Source organism: Polaromonas sp. P1_E12, assembly GCF_056405975.1.
Genome location: NZ_JBFUBB010000002.1, coordinates 787,346 through 801,811, shown reverse-complemented (window position 1 = coordinate 801,811; position 14,466 = coordinate 787,346). Strand labels below are relative to the sequence as shown.

Here is a 14,466-nt window from a genome sequence, read left to right as displayed (position 1 = left end):
TGCCCGCCACAAAACTAAAGCTTCAGCGTGCATTTGGATTCAAGCCGCGACGGGTGCCGCCAGCGCCGCACTCAACTCAGCCTGCAACACAGCCGCATTGAGCTCGGAACCAATCAGCACCAGGCGCGACTGGCGCACTTCATCCGCACGCCAGGGGCGATCGAAGTAGCTGTCAAAGCGCGTACCCACGCCCTGCACCACCAGGCGCATGGCCACGCCGGGCAAGGCCACAAAACCCTTGACGCGGTAAATCTCGTGGCGCCCCACCACATCGCGCAACGCAGCCAGCAATGCTTCGCGGCCGGTCACGTCCAGCGCCACCTGCACCGAGTCAAAGGCGTCGTGGTCGTGGTCTTCTTCCTCGTCGTGGTGGGTCTTGCGCTGGTCGATCTGGTCTTCCACTGCGCGCTCCAGGCCCAGCAGCACGCCGATATCGATGCGGCCATGTTGGGCATGCACCAGCTTCACGCCGGGCAAGGTCTCGGCGCGGATGGCGGCTTCCACACCCACCAATTCTTCGGCCGTCAGACCATCCGTCTTGTGCACGATCACCAGGTCGGCCGTTGCCAGTTGGTCTTCAAACAGCTCGTGCAAGGGCGAGTCATGGTCCAGGTTGTCGTCGGCGCGGCGCTGGGCGTCCACGGCCACCGGGTCGTCGGCAAAGTCTCCCGCGGCAACCGCAGGCGCGTCCACCACGGTCACTACGGCATCCACGGTGAAGGTATTGCGCAGCGCGGGCCACTGGAAGGCCTGCACCAGCGGCTTGGGCAGCGCCAGGCCCGAAGTTTCGATGATCAGATGGTCGATCTGGTCGCGGCGCTTGGCCAACTGCTCCATCACGGGCGCGAACTCTTCCTGCACCGTGCAGCACAGGCAGCCGTTGGCCAGCTCATACAGCTGGCCATTTTCTTCACCGTTCTCGTCGCAGCCAATGCCGCAGCCGCGCAGCAATTCGCCATCGATACCGAGTTCGCCAAACTCATTAACGATGACCGCGATGCGGCGGCCCTGCGCGTTGGCCAGCAGGTGGCGCAAGAGCGTGGTCTTGCCGCTGCCCAGGAAACCGGTGACGATGGTGGCGGGAATTTTTCGGGTTTGCATAAGAGTCTCTCGGGTAAAGAAAATTAACGGGGCGCGTCACGGGGAGGCAGGGCCTTGAGGCACTCCACCAGCATCTGGGCGGCCTCGCCCAGGCGGGGGCCAGGGCGTGACAGCAGGTCCATGCGTTCAGTATCCAGCAGGCACAGCTGCTGCTGGCGCACTGCCGGCAGTGCACTCCAGCCGGGGCGGTCTGACACGTTGGCCAGCGTGGCGCGCGGGCCAATGATGAGATCGGGCGGACGACGCAGCAGCAGCTCGGGGTTGATCCTGGGGAACAGGCCCAGGTCGCCGCTCACCACATTGACCAGGCCCAACCTGGCCACCGTCTCGCCAATAAAGCTTTTTTCGCTGGCTGCGGATGAACCTGCCCCCACTTCCACATACACGCTGCGCCCGCGCAATGCGGCGGGCATGCGGCCCGCGGCGATGTCGAGTTCGGTGTCGATACGGGCTATCAGTTCGGTGGCGCGGGCCGGTTCACCCAAGGTGTCGCCCAACTTCACCAGCATGCGTTTCAGATCCGAATGGGTGCGGGCATCCAGCATCATCACCGGCACGCCCAGCGCCTGCAGGCGTTCCCCCGCGCGGCTGCGCGGACCCAGCAAGACCAGATTGGGACGCAAGGTCACAATGCGCTCGACCTGCGCGTCTTCCAGCCCTCCCACCTTGGGCAGCGCCAGTACCGAAACGGGCCAGGTGGAGTGGCGATCAGTGCCCACCAGCTGCGCGCAGCGGCCCAACGCACACACCGCCTCGGTCAGCGAAGGCGCGAGCGTGACGATGCGCGAGACCGGCTGCGTGCCCTGCGCCATCGCGAAGCTCGAGAGCAGCCCCAGCACCACCAACGACGCCACAGCGGGAACTCGCCTACGCAAGCTCCGAGTCCGCGCCCCGCCTTCACCAGCCGGGGCCGCGGAACCGGCTTTGCCGGGCCGCAGGCGCAGCGCCCACCCGGGGGGCAGCGCATTACACGGAGCCGAAGGCGAAGTGAAAAGCGTGGGGGCCATATCTCTAGTCCTCAATGCCGCGTTGGGCGGGAACGCCGGCTTTAAAGTGGTGCTTGATCAAAGTCATCTCCGTCACCGTATCCGCCAGGTCCACCAGCTCGCCCGGCGCATTGCGGCCCGTCAACACCACGTGCACATGCGGTGGGCGCTCGCGCAGGCAGGTGAGGATGGTCTCCAGCGGAATCCAGCCGTAGCGCAGCGGGTACATGATTTCGTCCAGCACCACCATGAAGTGCTCGCCGGCGCGGATGGTGGCTTCTGCCTTGGCCCAGCCGTCGAGTGCCAACTGGGCCGAGTGGTCCAGGTCGCGGCTCTTCCAGCTGAAGCCGTCGCCCAGGCCTTCGATGGGAATGCCCAGTTGCTCAAACAAGCGGTGCTCACCAAAGCGGGCGCTGGGCACTTTCATGAACTGGTAGACCTTGACGGCCTTGCCCCGGCCATGGGCACGCAAGGCCAGGCCAAAGGCGGCCGTGCTCTTGCCTTTGCCGTGGCCGGTATTGATCATGATCAGGCCGCGGCGCTCGGCCGTGGGAACGACACGTTCGTAATCGACGGGTGGGGTTTCAATTTGCATAGGGGCTCTCTTTGCAGGATGGTTGACTTTGGGCAGCGCAATCCACTGCCCTTGCAAGGGATGAACAGCAAGGCGTCCGTCAAATACGTCTTCCAGTGCGCGGTGTGTGGCCAGATCGGCGCAGGCGCCTTGGTGGGTGATGCGGCCTTCAGCCATCACGACCATGGTGTCGGCTTGCAATGCCATGGTGATCTCATGCAGAACGCTGACCACGGTTTTTCCTTCGGCCACCAGCGCACGCACCACGTCCAGCCAGTCGGCCTGGTGCGGCGGGTCGAGGTTGGCCAGCGGCTCGTCCATCAGCAGCACCTGGGCCTGCACCGCCAGGGCGCGCGCCAGCAGCACGCGCTGGCGCTCGCCGCCCGACAGTTGCCCCAAGGCGCGCTCGCGCCAGTCCCAGGCACGGGTGGCGCGCAGGGCCTGCTCCACCGCTGCACGGTCGGCGACGCTGGGCGGGGCCAGCCAGGCCTGGTGCGGCAAGCGGCCCAGCATGGCCACGTCCCACACCGTCAGGTCATCGGCCGAGGTTTCGTTCTGGCCCAGCCAGGCCAGCTGGCGGGCGCGTTCGCGGTGCGGCAGGTTTTGCATGGGCCGACCCAACAACGAGACGCTACCACTGTGTGGCAGCACACCGGCCAGCGCCCTGAGCAAGGTGGACTTGCCTGCGCCGTTGGGGCCGACGATGCTGGTCCACCGACCCGCAGCAATGTCCAGGCTGATGCCGTGCAGTACGTGTTGCTTTTGCAAGCCATTTCCGAGGCTGGCCCTTATAGAGTCTGCGCCGATAGCTATTGAATTCATAGCATTTCTCATGCTGCACGGCCTCCGCCCAGGCTGCTGCTGCGGTGCATCAGCCACAACAAATAGCCGCCGCCCAGCACCGCGGTGAGCATGCCCACGGGCAGCTCCTGCGGCGCGATCAGCCAGCGTGCCAACGTGTCGGCCGCCATCAGCAACACGCCGCCCATAAGGCTGGAGAGCAGCATCAGGTGCGCGTGCGTGGTCTTGACCACCGAGCGCACCAGGTGCGGTGCGGCCAGGCCTACAAAAGCGATCAACCCGGTTTGAGCCACCGCGGTGCCCGTAGCCAGCGCCAGTACCGCCACCAGCGCCGCGCGCATAGGCGCCACCGGCAGGCCCAGGCTGATCGCCGTAGCGTCACCCAAACTCAAACCATCAAGGACGCGCGCCAGCAGCCATGCCGCCAGCACGCACACGCCCCAGACACTGGCCATGAGCACGCACGACGTCCAGCCCACAAAGGCCGTGGAGCCCAGCATGAAGGCCTGCATGGCCTGCAACGATTCGGGCGAGAACAGCAGCACCAGGTGCGTCATGGCACCCAGCACAACGCCCACCACCACACCGGCCAGCAGCAGGCGCAGCGTGTGGCCCACACCGCGCGACAGCACCAGCGTGAGCATCACCGCAAACACGGCGCCCAGAAACGCCGCACCGGTCAACCCCAGACGCACCCACAAGCTGCTGGAGAACACACTGACGGCCATACCGCCGCTCATCATGCTGCCGCCCAACATGCCGGCGCCCCCACCCAAAGCGGCCAATGCCAGCGCCACGCCCAGCGAGGCACCCGAGGCGCTGCCCAGCAAATACGGGTCAGCCAGGGGGTTGCGAAACAGGCCCTGGGCTACGGCACCGGCCAGGCCCAGCAAGGCGCCGGCGGCCCAGGCACCCAAGGTGCGCGGCAGGCGGATCTGCCAGATGATTTGCTGTGCCATGGCGGTTTGCTGCGGGTCCTGTGCGGGGTTGAGCAGCGGACGAATCAGGTTCTCCAGTCCGGCGCTGCCGACACAGATACCCAACGCCACCAAAGCCAATGCTCCCAGCACACCGGCCCAGACCAGCCAGAAAACGCGAGCTTGCATCATGGTTTGGCTCCCGGGGCGGGCGCATTTTTCAGCAGGCATTGGGCCATCAGGCGCGCACCTTCAGCCATGCGCGGACCGGGACGCACCAGCATGTCGGCCTCGTCGGGTGGGAAAATGCAGACCCGCTGATCGCGCAGTGCGCGGATGCTTTGCCAGCCGGGTCGGGTTGTCAAACCACCGGCGCTGCGCTGGCCGATCATGATCAGATCAGGGTTGGCGCGAACGACGTATTCGGGGTTGAGCTTGGGGAACGGCCCGAGCTTGGCCGGCACGATGTTTTGGGCACCCAAGCGTGTGAGCGTTTCGCCAATAAAGGACGACTCGCCCGCTGCATACGGCCCCTGGTTCACTTCGAAGTAGATCTTCACATTGTGCACGCTGGTCGGCAACGACTGGGCTGCAGCCGAGACACCGGCATCAATCGCGCGCCAGATGCGTGCGGCATCACGCACCTCCAGCAACTGGCCGAGCTTGAGCATCACGCGCTGCACGTCGGCATGGCTTCGCGGCTCCAGCGCCACCACCTTGATGCCCAACGCCTGCAGCCGCTCGCCCGCGCGCGACGAGGTGGCCATCAGCACCACATCGGGCTTGAGAGAGACGATCATCTCGATGTTGGGGTCCAGCCCGCCGCCAACTTGGGGCAGTTTTTGCACGCTGGCCGGGAAGTTGGAATAGCGGTCTACCCCCACCAGGCGCTGGCATTGGCCCAGCTCGCACACGGTTTCGGTCAACGACGGCAACAGGCTCACAATGCGCTGCGGCGCGGCGGGGAAGGTGACGGTGACCCCTCGGTCATCGGTGACCTGCAAGGCACGAGCGACACCCGCCAGACCAAAGGTAAAGGCAAACGCAAAAACGAGCATCACCGAGACGCGGGGTGGCAGAGCGTTTTGCGCAGGTAAAGGAGGAGCCCGCAACGCGGGCGGGGGACACGGAGCAAAACGCTCTGCCACCCCGCGTCTCTGCAACAGAAAGGGGCAAAGAAAGCGGCGGATGTCCATCTTCATCCCGCATCCTTCAAAGTCAGTGGCAAGCCTGCCGCCATCAGCGTCACGCGCTGGCACGCAGCGGCCACATCCTGGTTCAGTTTGCCCAAGGCATCCACAAAGGCGCGAACCTCGCGCCCCATGGGAATTACGCCCAACCCAATCTCGTTGCCCACCAGCACCACCGGGCCAGGGGCCTGGGTAATTGCTATCAAAAGAGAAGCGGCTGGCGCACTGTCCATGGGGGCTAGAGGCTTATTTTGTTCAAAATCCACGGGCATCAACCAGTTGGTGAGCCACAGCGTCAGACAGTCCACCACTACCAAGGTGTCGGGCTGGCTGTGTTTTTGAATCGCCTCCGCCAGTGCCAACGGCTCTTCCACCGTGGTCATGCCGGGCACGCGCTCGGCGCGATCCGCCTGGTGGCGGGCGATGCGCTGGCGCATCTCCTCGTCCCAAGGCTGTGCGGTGGCAATCAGCACGGCGCGGTGGCCCAGTCGCTGGTCCAGCCACTGGCGCGCCAGCAGTTCGGCACGGCGTGACTTGCCACTTTTCTGGCCGCCCAGAATCAGTTCGCTTTTGGCAATCGTCATAGCGCTCATGATCGGAACGCTCCGGCTTGTTCAGCGTCCATCCACTGCAGGATGATCTGGTGCATCCTGGCCACGCCGTCGGTCAGCGCAGCGGGGCCGGGCTGCAGTATGTCGGGCGACTTGATTTCAAACAGCTGGTTGTGACGCACCGCATTCACCGCACCCCAACCCTCGCGTGCCACCACGTTCTCCGGCCGGAATTTCTTGCCGCACCAGGAGCCCAGTATGAGATCCGGGTTACGGCGGACGATCTCGGCCCCGTCGGCAATGATGCGGTTCTTGCCCAGCGATTCGGCGGCGAGCTCAGGAAAGCAATCGTCACCTCCCGCGATGCCGATGAGCTCCGACACCCAGCGGATCGCGCTGATGTGCGGGCTGTCCCATTCTTCAAAATACACCTTGGGGCGGCGCGCACCCTTGGCGACCCTGGCCGCGACGGCCGCCTGCATGGCACGCAAATCGGCCTGCATCTGTGCAATGCGCTGCGCACCCTGCTCTGCCTCGCCCACCATGGCGGCCAGCTGGAACAGCATGGAGAAAATTTCGGCCACGCTGCGCTGGTTGAAGATGGTGACCTGCACACCGCGCTTGACCAGGTCCGAAGCAATGTCGGCCTGCAGATCCGAAAAGCCCAGCACGCAGTCGGGCTGCAGTTCCATGATCTTCTCGATCTTCGCGCTCAGAAAGGCGCTGACGCGCGGCTTCTCGTCGCGCGCGCGTTTGGGCCGCACGGTGTAGCCCGAGATGCCCACAATGCGCTGCTGCTGGTCCAGCAGGTAGAGCCATTCGGTGGTTTCCTCGGTCAGGCAGACGATGCGCTGCGGGCCGGGCTGGTAGTGCAGCAAGTCCGTCATGCAGTCACCTCTACAGATGTGGTGAATAGCGCTGCCACCGCTTCGGGGCAGGATGGAAACCAGGCATGAAAGTAACTGGCGCGCACCGCACCATGCTGCCACACGGCCTCGCCCACGTCCGGCGCGGGCGCGGTGCCCGGCCGCGAGGTGCGTGCCGCGGCCTGTAACGGCGTGGCCGTGGTCGAGTAATGGAAAGTGTGGCCGCGCAAGGTGCCGCTTTCCAGGGCCAGCTGCTGCGGGCCCAGGCCGGCCAGCAGCTTTTGCATGGTCACTTCGCCAGGTAGCACACCCCATTGCACATGGCGTTTGCCATCCAGTGTGACCAGCGTCTCAAACAGGGCCATCATGCCGCCGCACTCGGCCCATACAGGTTTGCCTGCGGAAATGTGTGCGGCCAGGCTGGTGCGTAGCGCGGTGTTTGCCGCAATTGTCTCTGCGTGCAGTTCGGGGTAACCACCAGGAATCCACATCGCGTCGCAGGCCGGTACAGCCGCGTCAGCCAATGGCGAAAAGAACACCAGCTCAGCACCCAGCGCGCGCAGGGTATCGAGGTTGGCGGCGTAGATAAAACAGAAAGCGGCGTCGCGCGCAACAGCGATGGTTTTGCCTTTCAACATGGGAGCAATGGGCGCAGAGGCTTCCGGCGCCGCGAAGTCCACCGCCCATCGCTGCAAGTCGTCCAGGGTCATCTGACCCAGCGGCGTGGTGGCCAGCGTATCGGCTGCGGCGTCCAGCCTTTCCATGGCATCTGCCACTTCGGTCGCGACGGTCAGCCCCAGGTGGCGCTTGGGCAGGCTCATGGCGGGATTGCGCAGCACTGCCCCCAACCATTGGTCCGGTGCCACACTGGCCTGCAGCATGCCCGCATGCCGCGCATTGGCCACGCGGTTGGCCAGCACGCCGGCCCATGGCATGTCGGGGCGATAGTGCTGCAAGCCAAAGGCCAGCGCGCCGAAGGTTGCCACCATGCCCGATGCATCCACCACCGCCAGCACCGGCAAGCCAAAGCGTTGTGCCAGGTCGGCCGCGCTGGGCTCGCCGTCAAACAGGCCCATCACGCCTTCCACAATGATAAGGTCGGCCTCCAGCGCCGCCGCATGCAGGCGCGCGCGGCAATCGTCCTCGCCCGTCATCCACAGATCCATCTGGTACACCGGCGTGCCGCTGGCCAGGGCGTGCCAGCACGGGTCCAGAAAATCCGGCCCGCACTTGAAAACCCGAACCCGGCGGCCCTGCCGCGCATGCAGGCGCGCCAGCGCGCAGGTCACCGTCGTCTTGCCCTGGCCGGAAGCCGGAGCGGCGATGAGGATGGCAGGGCAACGGACGGAGGTTTGCATGGCTGGTGTGGATGAGGCTTACTGGGGTGCCCAGGTCAGGCCGACGTACACAGAGCGCCGGCCATTGGCGTAAGTACCGGCAGTCTGGTAGGCCTTGTCGGTCACATTGTCCAGCTTGGCGACCAGTTTCCAGTCGCGCGACAGCGCCGTCGTGGCGCTCAGGTTCACGAGCGAGTAGCCTGGCAGCACCACGTTGCTGGTGTCGCTGTCGAGTGCGTGCGAGGCCATCACCAGGTCCGTCGCCAGTTGCCAGCCGCCCACCGGCATCTCGGCGCCCAGCGTGCCGTATTGGCGGGAGCGGCGCTGCAGGGTTCGGTTGGTAACCAGGTTCTTGGGATTTTGCAGATCCAGCGAGCCGCGGATGTGAACATTGCCCAGCGTCTCGGCAGCCGTGAATGTCAGCCCTGTGTACTGGGCCTGCGCCGTGTTGGCATAGCAGCCACGATTGCTCAGCACCGTCGGCGGGCCGCCATTGATGCAGGGACCGTTGCCCGTGACGAAGCTCAGCAGGTTGGTCATGCGGTTGCGATAAGCGGTGACACCGTACTGGGCAGTCCCCTGGCTATATTTGAGCGCCATTTCCACGCTGCGGCCGGATTCGGGCTTCAAGGTCGAGGTGCCGTAAATGCTGAAACGCTGGTACAGCGTGGGGACCCGAAAGGAGGTGCCGGCGGATGCGGACACTTTCCACTGTGGCGTGAGCGCAAAGGCATAGGCGGCGGAGCCGGTGGTCTTTCCGCCGAATTCGCTGTCCGTGTCATGGCGGGCGTTGAACTGCACCGTGTGCGCGCCGCCGCTCCAGCCGTAGCCCAGGCTCACGCCATCCAGCGAACGGTTCCCGTTGAGGGTGCTCATGCCAGCCGGCACGGCCGAAGAGCCGACCAGGCGGAACACATCGCGACGGCTTTCCAGTGTAGCGCTCAGGAGATGCGCGCCAATGCGGTATTCGTTCTGGAACAACAACGTGCTGATGGTGCTCTTGTCGTAAGAAACCTGCGGGGTCGAGCCATTCAGGCCTTCTTCACCGGAGTCGGTACCCTGCGTGACCGCCAGCTTGGTGCTGTATTGGCCAGACCATTTGGCTTCCCACTGCAGGCCCAGGGTCTGCAGGTCGCTGATACGGCGAAAGTCGCGTGTGAGGCCGCCGTCGTACTGCGCATCCATATGGCTCTGCAACACATTGGCTTCAATGCGGTGGTCAGGATTGATTTGAAAACCCAGCTTGGCATTGGCACTCTGGCTTTTGTAGCCGTCGGCATCGGGGTTTTGAGCCGGGATGGTCCGGGCATTGAAGCCATCGCTTTGTCCCTGCGTCAAGCCCAGAGAATAGTCAAAGCCGCCCGCTGAACCGCTGGCGGCGAGCTCGACCCGGCTGGTATTGTAGGAACCGTAACCCACCGTCACGGAAGGCGAAAAGGGGCCTTGGCCGCGCTTGGTGAATATCTGGATCACGCCGGCCACGGCGTCGGAGCCATAGACTGCGCTGCTGGGGCCGCGCACGATCTCAATGCGATCAATCAGCGAGAGTGGAATGTTGTTCCAGGAGGCGGCTCCAGCCGTCGTCTGCGACTCCATCCTCACGCCGTCTACAAAAACCGGGGTGTGGCGGGTTTCACCGCCACGCACAAAAACGCTTGTATTGCTGCCGATACCGCCGTTACGGGTGATCTGTATGCCCGGCACGCGAACCAGAACATCAGCCAGCCCCACCAGGCCGGCGCGCTCTATGGTTTCACGGTCAATGACCGTGACATCAGCAATGACATCGCCGATGGGTTGGGCGCTGCGCGTAGCGGTTACCACCATTTCCTTGAGTTGTGGCGCCGCGCCGGCCTGGGCCGCCGGGGCAGTCTGGGACAAGGCGGGAAAGGCAGCGGCCACAGCCAGCGGAAGCACGGCAAGGCGTGTGTGGAAAACACAGGTTTTCATGGAATCAGACAATCAACAAAATACCCTCACTGGCTTCCCCGCCAGTGCATGAGCGTTACAAACGCTCATGCCAGTTCATGGACGTGCGCGTTCACCTTGTTGGCCGGTATCCGGGCTGACGGAACTGCCTCCATCGCCTTCCCAAGCGTGTGTTCAAAACGCTCAGTGGCTAGTGATGAAAGCTGAATGGGCTTCTGACTTGGCGTCAGGAGCCCATTCGTCCGTATTACCGTTGCGGGGGCAGCGCAGGTTAAAGGTCTCGGCGCCAGCGAATCAGGTTGACCTGATGCATGGCTTTGACCCCCTCCTGCTTCCCGTTGAACTGCAGCGTGCGAACCACACTGCGGGCACCAACAGGGCAGATTCTACGCGGGCCTTCCCCATGTCCGGCCGCAAACCCTACAATCGGAGCTGCCATGTCGAACCAAACCCAAATCGACCAGATCGTCGAACGCGTTGAGCGGCTCCTGCTGCGCTATGAGGAGCTGCAGCGTACCAACGAGCTCCTGGTGGAGCAGGTTGGCGTTCTGACGCACGAACGCGACTCCCTCAAATCGCGGCTCGGCGCGGCACGCGCCCGTGTGGATGCACTGCTGGAGCGCCTGCCCGAAACCAACGGGCATGCCGCCAAAAACACCGTGGGAACCGAGTCATGAAACAGCTCGAAGTGCAGATCATGGGCCAAAGCTATTTGCTGGGCTGCCCCGAAAATGGCGACGCCCGAATGCTGGACGCGGTCAACCGTGTTGACATGGCCATGTGCAGGATTCGCGATGCCGGGAAAATCAAGGCACGTGACCGCATTGCCGTTCTGGCGGCGCTCAATCTCGCCTTTGAGCTCCCCGAGCGCACGCCAAACGCTACGCCCACACCCGCCGCGACAACAGCGGAAACAACCGCCAGTGCTGGCGAAACAACGCATCCGCAACTCACAGCCTTGCTACAGCGGCTTGACACAGCCTTGGGCGTTGACGGCCGCCTGCTTTAAGCCCGCACCCCTGCGGTAAATCACTCCCCCACTTCGCGCGCGGGAGCCGCAAAGGCCTACAATGAACACGTCTGCGATGCGCATTGGGCTTTATATTTCCTTGAACCAATGCTCTTCGAGCACGGGCTTGGTAAATTGTCCGGCAGGTGTGATCGTCTCGCGTCAGACGAACCCGAAACCTGACTGCCCTCGCCCACCTGAACCCCGGTTCAGGATGACGGTCCAGTGGCACTCGCAGACACCTTTCTTTTCTTGTCCCGGATCCGAACGGAATCCAGGCCGCGAACAAAAACAATAGCCGGTTGCGGACCCAGCCCGCCGTGCCACAGCAGATCTGATGTCTCTCGAACCCCAACTTATTGCCGAACTTCTCCTGTTGGGTCTGTGCACCGGTTTTCTCGCAGGCCTGCTGGGCATCGGCGGCGGGATGCTGATGGTGCCGTTCATCACCTTCATCCTCACGGCAAAGGGCTACCCGCAGGAATACACCGTGAAAATGGCGGTCGCCACCTCGCTGGCCACCATCTGCTTCACCTCGTTGTCATCAGTGCGTGCGCACCACCGGCGCGGGGCCGTGCTATGGCCCATCGTTCGGCTGCTGGCGCCCGGCATTTTGCTGGGGTCATTAATTGGTGCCCAACTGGCGGTGGCCTTGCCGGGAAAAATCCTCAGCATCCTGTTTGCCGTTTTTGTGGCGTTTTCAGCCACCCAGATGTTTCTGGGCCGTAAACCCAAACCCAGCCGCACTCTGCCCGGCCGCCTGGGCACCTTTGGCATGGGTGGTGTCATCGGCATGCTGTCTTCGCTGGTGGGCGCAGGCGGCGCCTTCGTTTCGGTGCCCTTCATGACCTGGTGCAACGTGAAAATCCATGACGCCGTGGGAACCTCGGCAGCGCTTGGTTTTCCGATTGCGCTGGCCGGCACCTTGGGCTACATCTGGGCTGGCCAGAACCTACCTCAAATGCCGCCCGGCTCCATCGGCTTTCTTTACCTGCCAGGACTGGTCATCATCTCGGTGGCCAGCATTTGTACGGCGCCGCTGGGCGCACGCACCGCGCACCGCATGGACATCCAGCCGCTGAAAAAAGTCTTCGCCGTCGTGCTGTATATCCTGGCAGCCTATTTCCTGCTGCGCTAACCCTTGTTGTGCTAACGGCGGGTGACAGCACGCCGGGGCTGTGCCGTTTTGGGCCGAAAACCAATTGTCTGCTCGATCAACGCCCCGCCATCCGTCATCAAAAAAGTCTTGAACGCCTGCGCTACCGGCGTCAGCCGCTTGTTGCGACGGTGCACGACATACCAATTCAGCATCAACGGAAAACCCTGCACGTCGAGCACGGTCAGGCTGCCCACCTGAAGTTCGCGGCTGATGGTATGCGCCGACAGAAAACTCACCCCCATGCCCGCGATCACGGCCTGTTTGATGGTTTCCGTGCTCTTGATCTCCATCGCGATGTTGAGGTCGGCCAGGTGCGTGCCGAAACCCTCCTCCATCGAATTCCAGGTATCAGAACCTTTTTCACGCACAACAAAGGGTTCGCTGGCCAGGCGCGATAGCGGAATGCGCTTTTTGGCGGCCAGCGGATGGTTGGGTGCTGCCACAACAACATAGGGGTGCGGGGCGAAAGGTTCGCTCACCGTGTCCATATCCAGTGGCGGGCGCACCATGACGGCCAGATCTGTCAGGTTGTCGGTCAGTTGGCTCAAGAGTTCCTCGCGATTGCAGACGCCGAAGTCCAGCGTCACGCCCGAGTGGCGCCGTGCAAACTCAACGAGCAGGCGCGGAAAGAAATAGTCGCCGGCGCTGATCACCGCAACGTTCAGCTTGCCGCCGGAGATGCCCTTGAACTGCGCCATGGCTTCCTCCACCTCCTTGAACTGCTGGATGATGATCCGGCTGGAATGAAGCATCTCAATGCCCGCCGGCGTGAGATGAATTTTTTTGCCGAGCTGCTCAAACAGCGGAAGGCCTGCGTGGTCTTCCAGTTTGTTGACCTGGATGGACACTGCTGGCTGCGTCAGGTGCAGCTCTTCGGCGGCTCGCGAAAAACTCAAGTTGCGGGCCACAGCCTCGAACACCTTGAGCTGGCGCAATGTCGCATTCTTCATCTCGGCCCCTTTAGTCCATAACTCACAAGTAATTCATGGTATCAAATGGATTAGCAATAAATAATCATTCATTGCAAGCCGGTCGACCTGGGGGCAAGCTTTCGCCTGTGGCTATTTCTGGTCCGCCCACCAGGACTCGCCGAACTGGCCTTGCAGCCAGCCGACAAAACCGTTGACCTTGGCCGGCACCAGTTGGGGTGAGGGATAGACAGCATGGATTTCCTGCGACGGCAGCACCCAGCCGCTCAGGAGAGGCACCAGGGTGCCGCTGCGCACTGACTCATGCGCCACATACCGGGGCAAGGCCGCCACGCCCATACCGCCACGCGCTGCCACCAGCAGCGCCGAGAGATTGTTCGAGCGCAGCGGCCCACTGACCGAGACCTGCCACGCTTGGCCTTCGGCTCCGTTGAAATGCCAGCGCGCATCACCTTGCACCGTGCTGTAGATCAGCGCATCGTGCGTGACAAGATCCGCAGGATCGGCCGGCGCACCGCGCTTCCTGATGTATTCGGGCGAGGCCACGACCACCCACGGGTTGATACCCAGGTAACGCGCCCCCAACGTCGAGTCAGCGAGCGGTCCCATCCGGATCGCCACGTCAATGCCCTGCTCAACCAGGTTGACATAACGGTCTTCAAAGTTCAACTCGATTTGCAATTTGGGGTGCATCTGCATGAACCGCATGACCAGCGGCACCAGCACACGCCGTCCAAAAGCTACGGAGGTAGTGATTCGCAGGCCGCCCTGGACCTGCGACTGCAATAGCGCCGCCACCGTCTCGGCCTCTTCGACATGATGTGCAATCAGCTTGCACTTGGCGTAATACAGCGCGCCTATCTCAGTGGGCGTCACGCCGCGGGTCGAGCGGTGGAGCAGCCGCGAACCCAACTGCTTTTCCAGTTGCACCACCAGTTTGGTGGCCGACGGCTGGCCCATACCCATGTCGGCCGCCGCCTTGCTGAAAGAGCCGAGGTCCACCACGCGAATGAAAAGCCGGATGGCTTGAATGCGGTCCATGGCCACAAGTAGACCACGGCGACATCGGCCAGGCAATCATTTATTCCAGTTTGGAATAAGCGTAATGCACAGGATG

General features: G+C 63.3%; 14 protein-coding genes, 1 pseudogene and 1 riboswitch. Of the genes and pseudogenes, 3 read left to right on the top strand and 12 right to left on the bottom strand.

Annotation, left to right across the window (positions count from 1 at the left end):
* Positions 1-39: 39 nt before the first annotated feature.
* The 10 genes and pseudogenes from cobW to AC1D13_RS09525 all read right to left on the bottom strand — a co-directional run bounded on the left by cobW (position 40) and on the right by AC1D13_RS09525 (position 10,273).
* The gene (cobW, locus tag AC1D13_RS09570) at positions 40-1,101 is read right to left on the bottom strand and encodes a cobalamin biosynthesis protein CobW (RefSeq protein ID WP_457280502.1); all 1,062 of its coding nucleotides are present in this window, start codon (positions 1,099-1,101) and stop codon (positions 40-42) included.
* A gap of 23 nt (positions 1,102-1,124) precedes the next feature.
* The gene (locus AC1D13_RS09565) at positions 1,125-1,955 is read right to left on the bottom strand and encodes an ABC transporter substrate-binding protein (protein ID WP_477689413.1); all 831 of its coding nucleotides are present in this window, start codon (positions 1,953-1,955) and stop codon (positions 1,125-1,127) included.
* 157 nt (positions 1,956-2,112) lie between these two features.
* On the bottom strand, positions 2,113-2,682 hold the full coding sequence (cobO, locus tag AC1D13_RS09560; RefSeq protein ID WP_477689443.1) for a cob(I)yrinic acid a,c-diamide adenosyltransferase: 570 nt from the start codon (positions 2,680-2,682) through the stop codon (positions 2,113-2,115).
* A 294-nt stretch (positions 2,683-2,976) separates the two neighbouring features.
* Positions 2,977-3,399, bottom strand: a pseudogene (locus tag AC1D13_RS09555) (ABC transporter ATP-binding protein); the annotation flags it as partial.
* Between the two features lie 92 nt (positions 3,400-3,491).
* Positions 3,492-4,571, bottom strand: coding sequence for a FecCD family ABC transporter permease (locus AC1D13_RS09550; protein WP_477689412.1), 1,080 nt, complete (start codon positions 4,569-4,571; stop codon positions 3,492-3,494).
* Positions 4,568-5,437, bottom strand: a complete 870-nt coding sequence (locus tag AC1D13_RS09545; protein WP_477689411.1) for an ABC transporter substrate-binding protein — start codon at positions 5,435-5,437, stop codon at positions 4,568-4,570. Before AC1D13_RS09545 ends, AC1D13_RS09550 begins: the two co-directional genes overlap by 4 nt.
* A 140-nt stretch (positions 5,438-5,577) precedes the next feature.
* Positions 5,578-6,162, bottom strand: coding sequence for a bifunctional adenosylcobinamide kinase/adenosylcobinamide-phosphate guanylyltransferase (gene cobU, locus AC1D13_RS09540; protein ID WP_477689410.1), 585 nt, complete (start codon positions 6,160-6,162; stop codon positions 5,578-5,580).
* The gene (locus AC1D13_RS09535; protein ID WP_457280498.1) at positions 6,159-7,007 is read right to left on the bottom strand and encodes an ABC transporter substrate-binding protein; all 849 of its coding nucleotides are present in this window, start codon (positions 7,005-7,007) and stop codon (positions 6,159-6,161) included. The genes cobU and AC1D13_RS09535 overlap by 4 nt, the downstream gene beginning before the upstream one ends.
* On the bottom strand, positions 7,004-8,344 hold the full coding sequence (locus tag AC1D13_RS09530) for a cobyrinate a,c-diamide synthase (protein ID WP_477689409.1): 1,341 nt from the start codon (positions 8,342-8,344) through the stop codon (positions 7,004-7,006). The genes AC1D13_RS09535 and AC1D13_RS09530 overlap by 4 nt, the downstream gene beginning before the upstream one ends.
* 18 nt (positions 8,345-8,362) lie before the next feature.
* Positions 8,363-10,273 (bottom strand): TonB-dependent receptor domain-containing protein, encoded by a 1,911-nt coding sequence (locus tag AC1D13_RS09525; protein ID WP_477689408.1) that lies wholly within the window; start codon positions 10,271-10,273, stop codon positions 8,363-8,365.
* A gap of 84 nt (positions 10,274-10,357) precedes the next feature.
* A riboswitch (cobalamin riboswitch) is annotated at positions 10,358-10,643 on the bottom strand.
* Positions 10,644-10,689: 46 nt separating this feature from the next.
* Here AC1D13_RS09525 and AC1D13_RS09520 point away from each other — a divergent pair.
* From AC1D13_RS09520 to AC1D13_RS09510, 3 genes are all read left to right on the top strand, one after another.
* Positions 10,690-10,929 carry a DUF904 domain-containing protein gene (locus AC1D13_RS09520; protein WP_457280495.1) on the top strand — a complete coding sequence of 80 codons (240 nt, stop codon included), beginning with the start codon at positions 10,690-10,692 and terminating at the stop codon, positions 10,927-10,929.
* Positions 10,926-11,261 (top strand): cell division protein ZapA, encoded by a 336-nt coding sequence (locus tag AC1D13_RS09515; RefSeq protein WP_457280494.1) that lies wholly within the window; start codon positions 10,926-10,928, stop codon positions 11,259-11,261. The genes AC1D13_RS09520 and AC1D13_RS09515 overlap by 4 nt, the downstream gene beginning before the upstream one ends.
* A gap of 337 nt (positions 11,262-11,598) precedes the next feature.
* Entirely contained in the window at positions 11,599-12,399 is an 801-nt protein-coding gene (locus tag AC1D13_RS09510; protein WP_457280493.1) for a sulfite exporter TauE/SafE family protein, read from the top strand.
* Between the two features lie 11 nt (positions 12,400-12,410).
* Here AC1D13_RS09510 and AC1D13_RS09505 read toward each other — a convergent pair whose 3' ends face one another.
* Complete coding sequence (locus AC1D13_RS09505; protein WP_457280492.1) at positions 12,411-13,370, bottom strand: LysR family transcriptional regulator; 960 nt, start codon at positions 13,368-13,370, stop codon at positions 12,411-12,413.
* Positions 13,371-13,481: 111 nt separating this feature from the next.
* The gene (locus AC1D13_RS09500) at positions 13,482-14,390 is read right to left on the bottom strand and encodes a LysR family transcriptional regulator (RefSeq protein ID WP_477665807.1); all 909 of its coding nucleotides are present in this window, start codon (positions 14,388-14,390) and stop codon (positions 13,482-13,484) included.
* Positions 14,391-14,466: the final 76 nt, after the last annotated feature.

Bases quoted from the DNA above. Each gene is read 5' to 3' on its own strand.
- cobW (WP_457280502.1), bottom strand. From the start codon at position 1,101: ATGCAAACCCGAAAAATTCCCGCCACCATCGTCACCGGTTTCCTGGGC.
- cobO (WP_477689443.1), bottom strand. From the start codon at position 2,682: ATGCAAATTGAAACCCCACCCGTCGATTACGAACGTGTCGTTCCCACG.
- AC1D13_RS09550 (WP_477689412.1), bottom strand. From the start codon at position 4,571: ATGATGCAAGCTCGCGTTTTCTGGCTGGTCTGGGCCGGTGTGCTGGGA.
- AC1D13_RS09545 (WP_477689411.1), bottom strand. From the start codon at position 5,437: ATGCTCGTTTTTGCGTTTGCCTTTACCTTTGGTCTGGCGGGTGTCGCT.
- cobU (WP_477689410.1), bottom strand. From the start codon at position 6,162: ATGAGCGCTATGACGATTGCCAAAAGCGAACTGATTCTGGGCGGCCAG.
- AC1D13_RS09535 (WP_457280498.1), bottom strand. From the start codon at position 7,007: ATGACGGACTTGCTGCACTACCAGCCCGGCCCGCAGCGCATCGTCTGC.
- AC1D13_RS09530 (WP_477689409.1), bottom strand. From the start codon at position 8,344: ATGCAAACCTCCGTCCGTTGCCCTGCCATCCTCATCGCCGCTCCGGCT.
- AC1D13_RS09525 (WP_477689408.1), bottom strand. From the start codon at position 10,273: ATGAAAACCTGTGTTTTCCACACACGCCTTGCCGTGCTTCCGCTGGCT.
- AC1D13_RS09520 (WP_457280495.1), top strand. From the start codon at position 10,690: ATGTCGAACCAAACCCAAATCGACCAGATCGTCGAACGCGTTGAGCGG.
- AC1D13_RS09515 (WP_457280494.1), top strand. From the start codon at position 10,926: ATGAAACAGCTCGAAGTGCAGATCATGGGCCAAAGCTATTTGCTGGGC.
- AC1D13_RS09510 (WP_457280493.1), top strand. From the start codon at position 11,599: ATGTCTCTCGAACCCCAACTTATTGCCGAACTTCTCCTGTTGGGTCTG.
- AC1D13_RS09505 (WP_457280492.1), bottom strand. From the start codon at position 13,370: ATGAAGAATGCGACATTGCGCCAGCTCAAGGTGTTCGAGGCTGTGGCC.
- AC1D13_RS09500 (WP_477665807.1), bottom strand. From the start codon at position 14,390: ATGGACCGCATTCAAGCCATCCGGCTTTTCATTCGCGTGGTGGACCTC.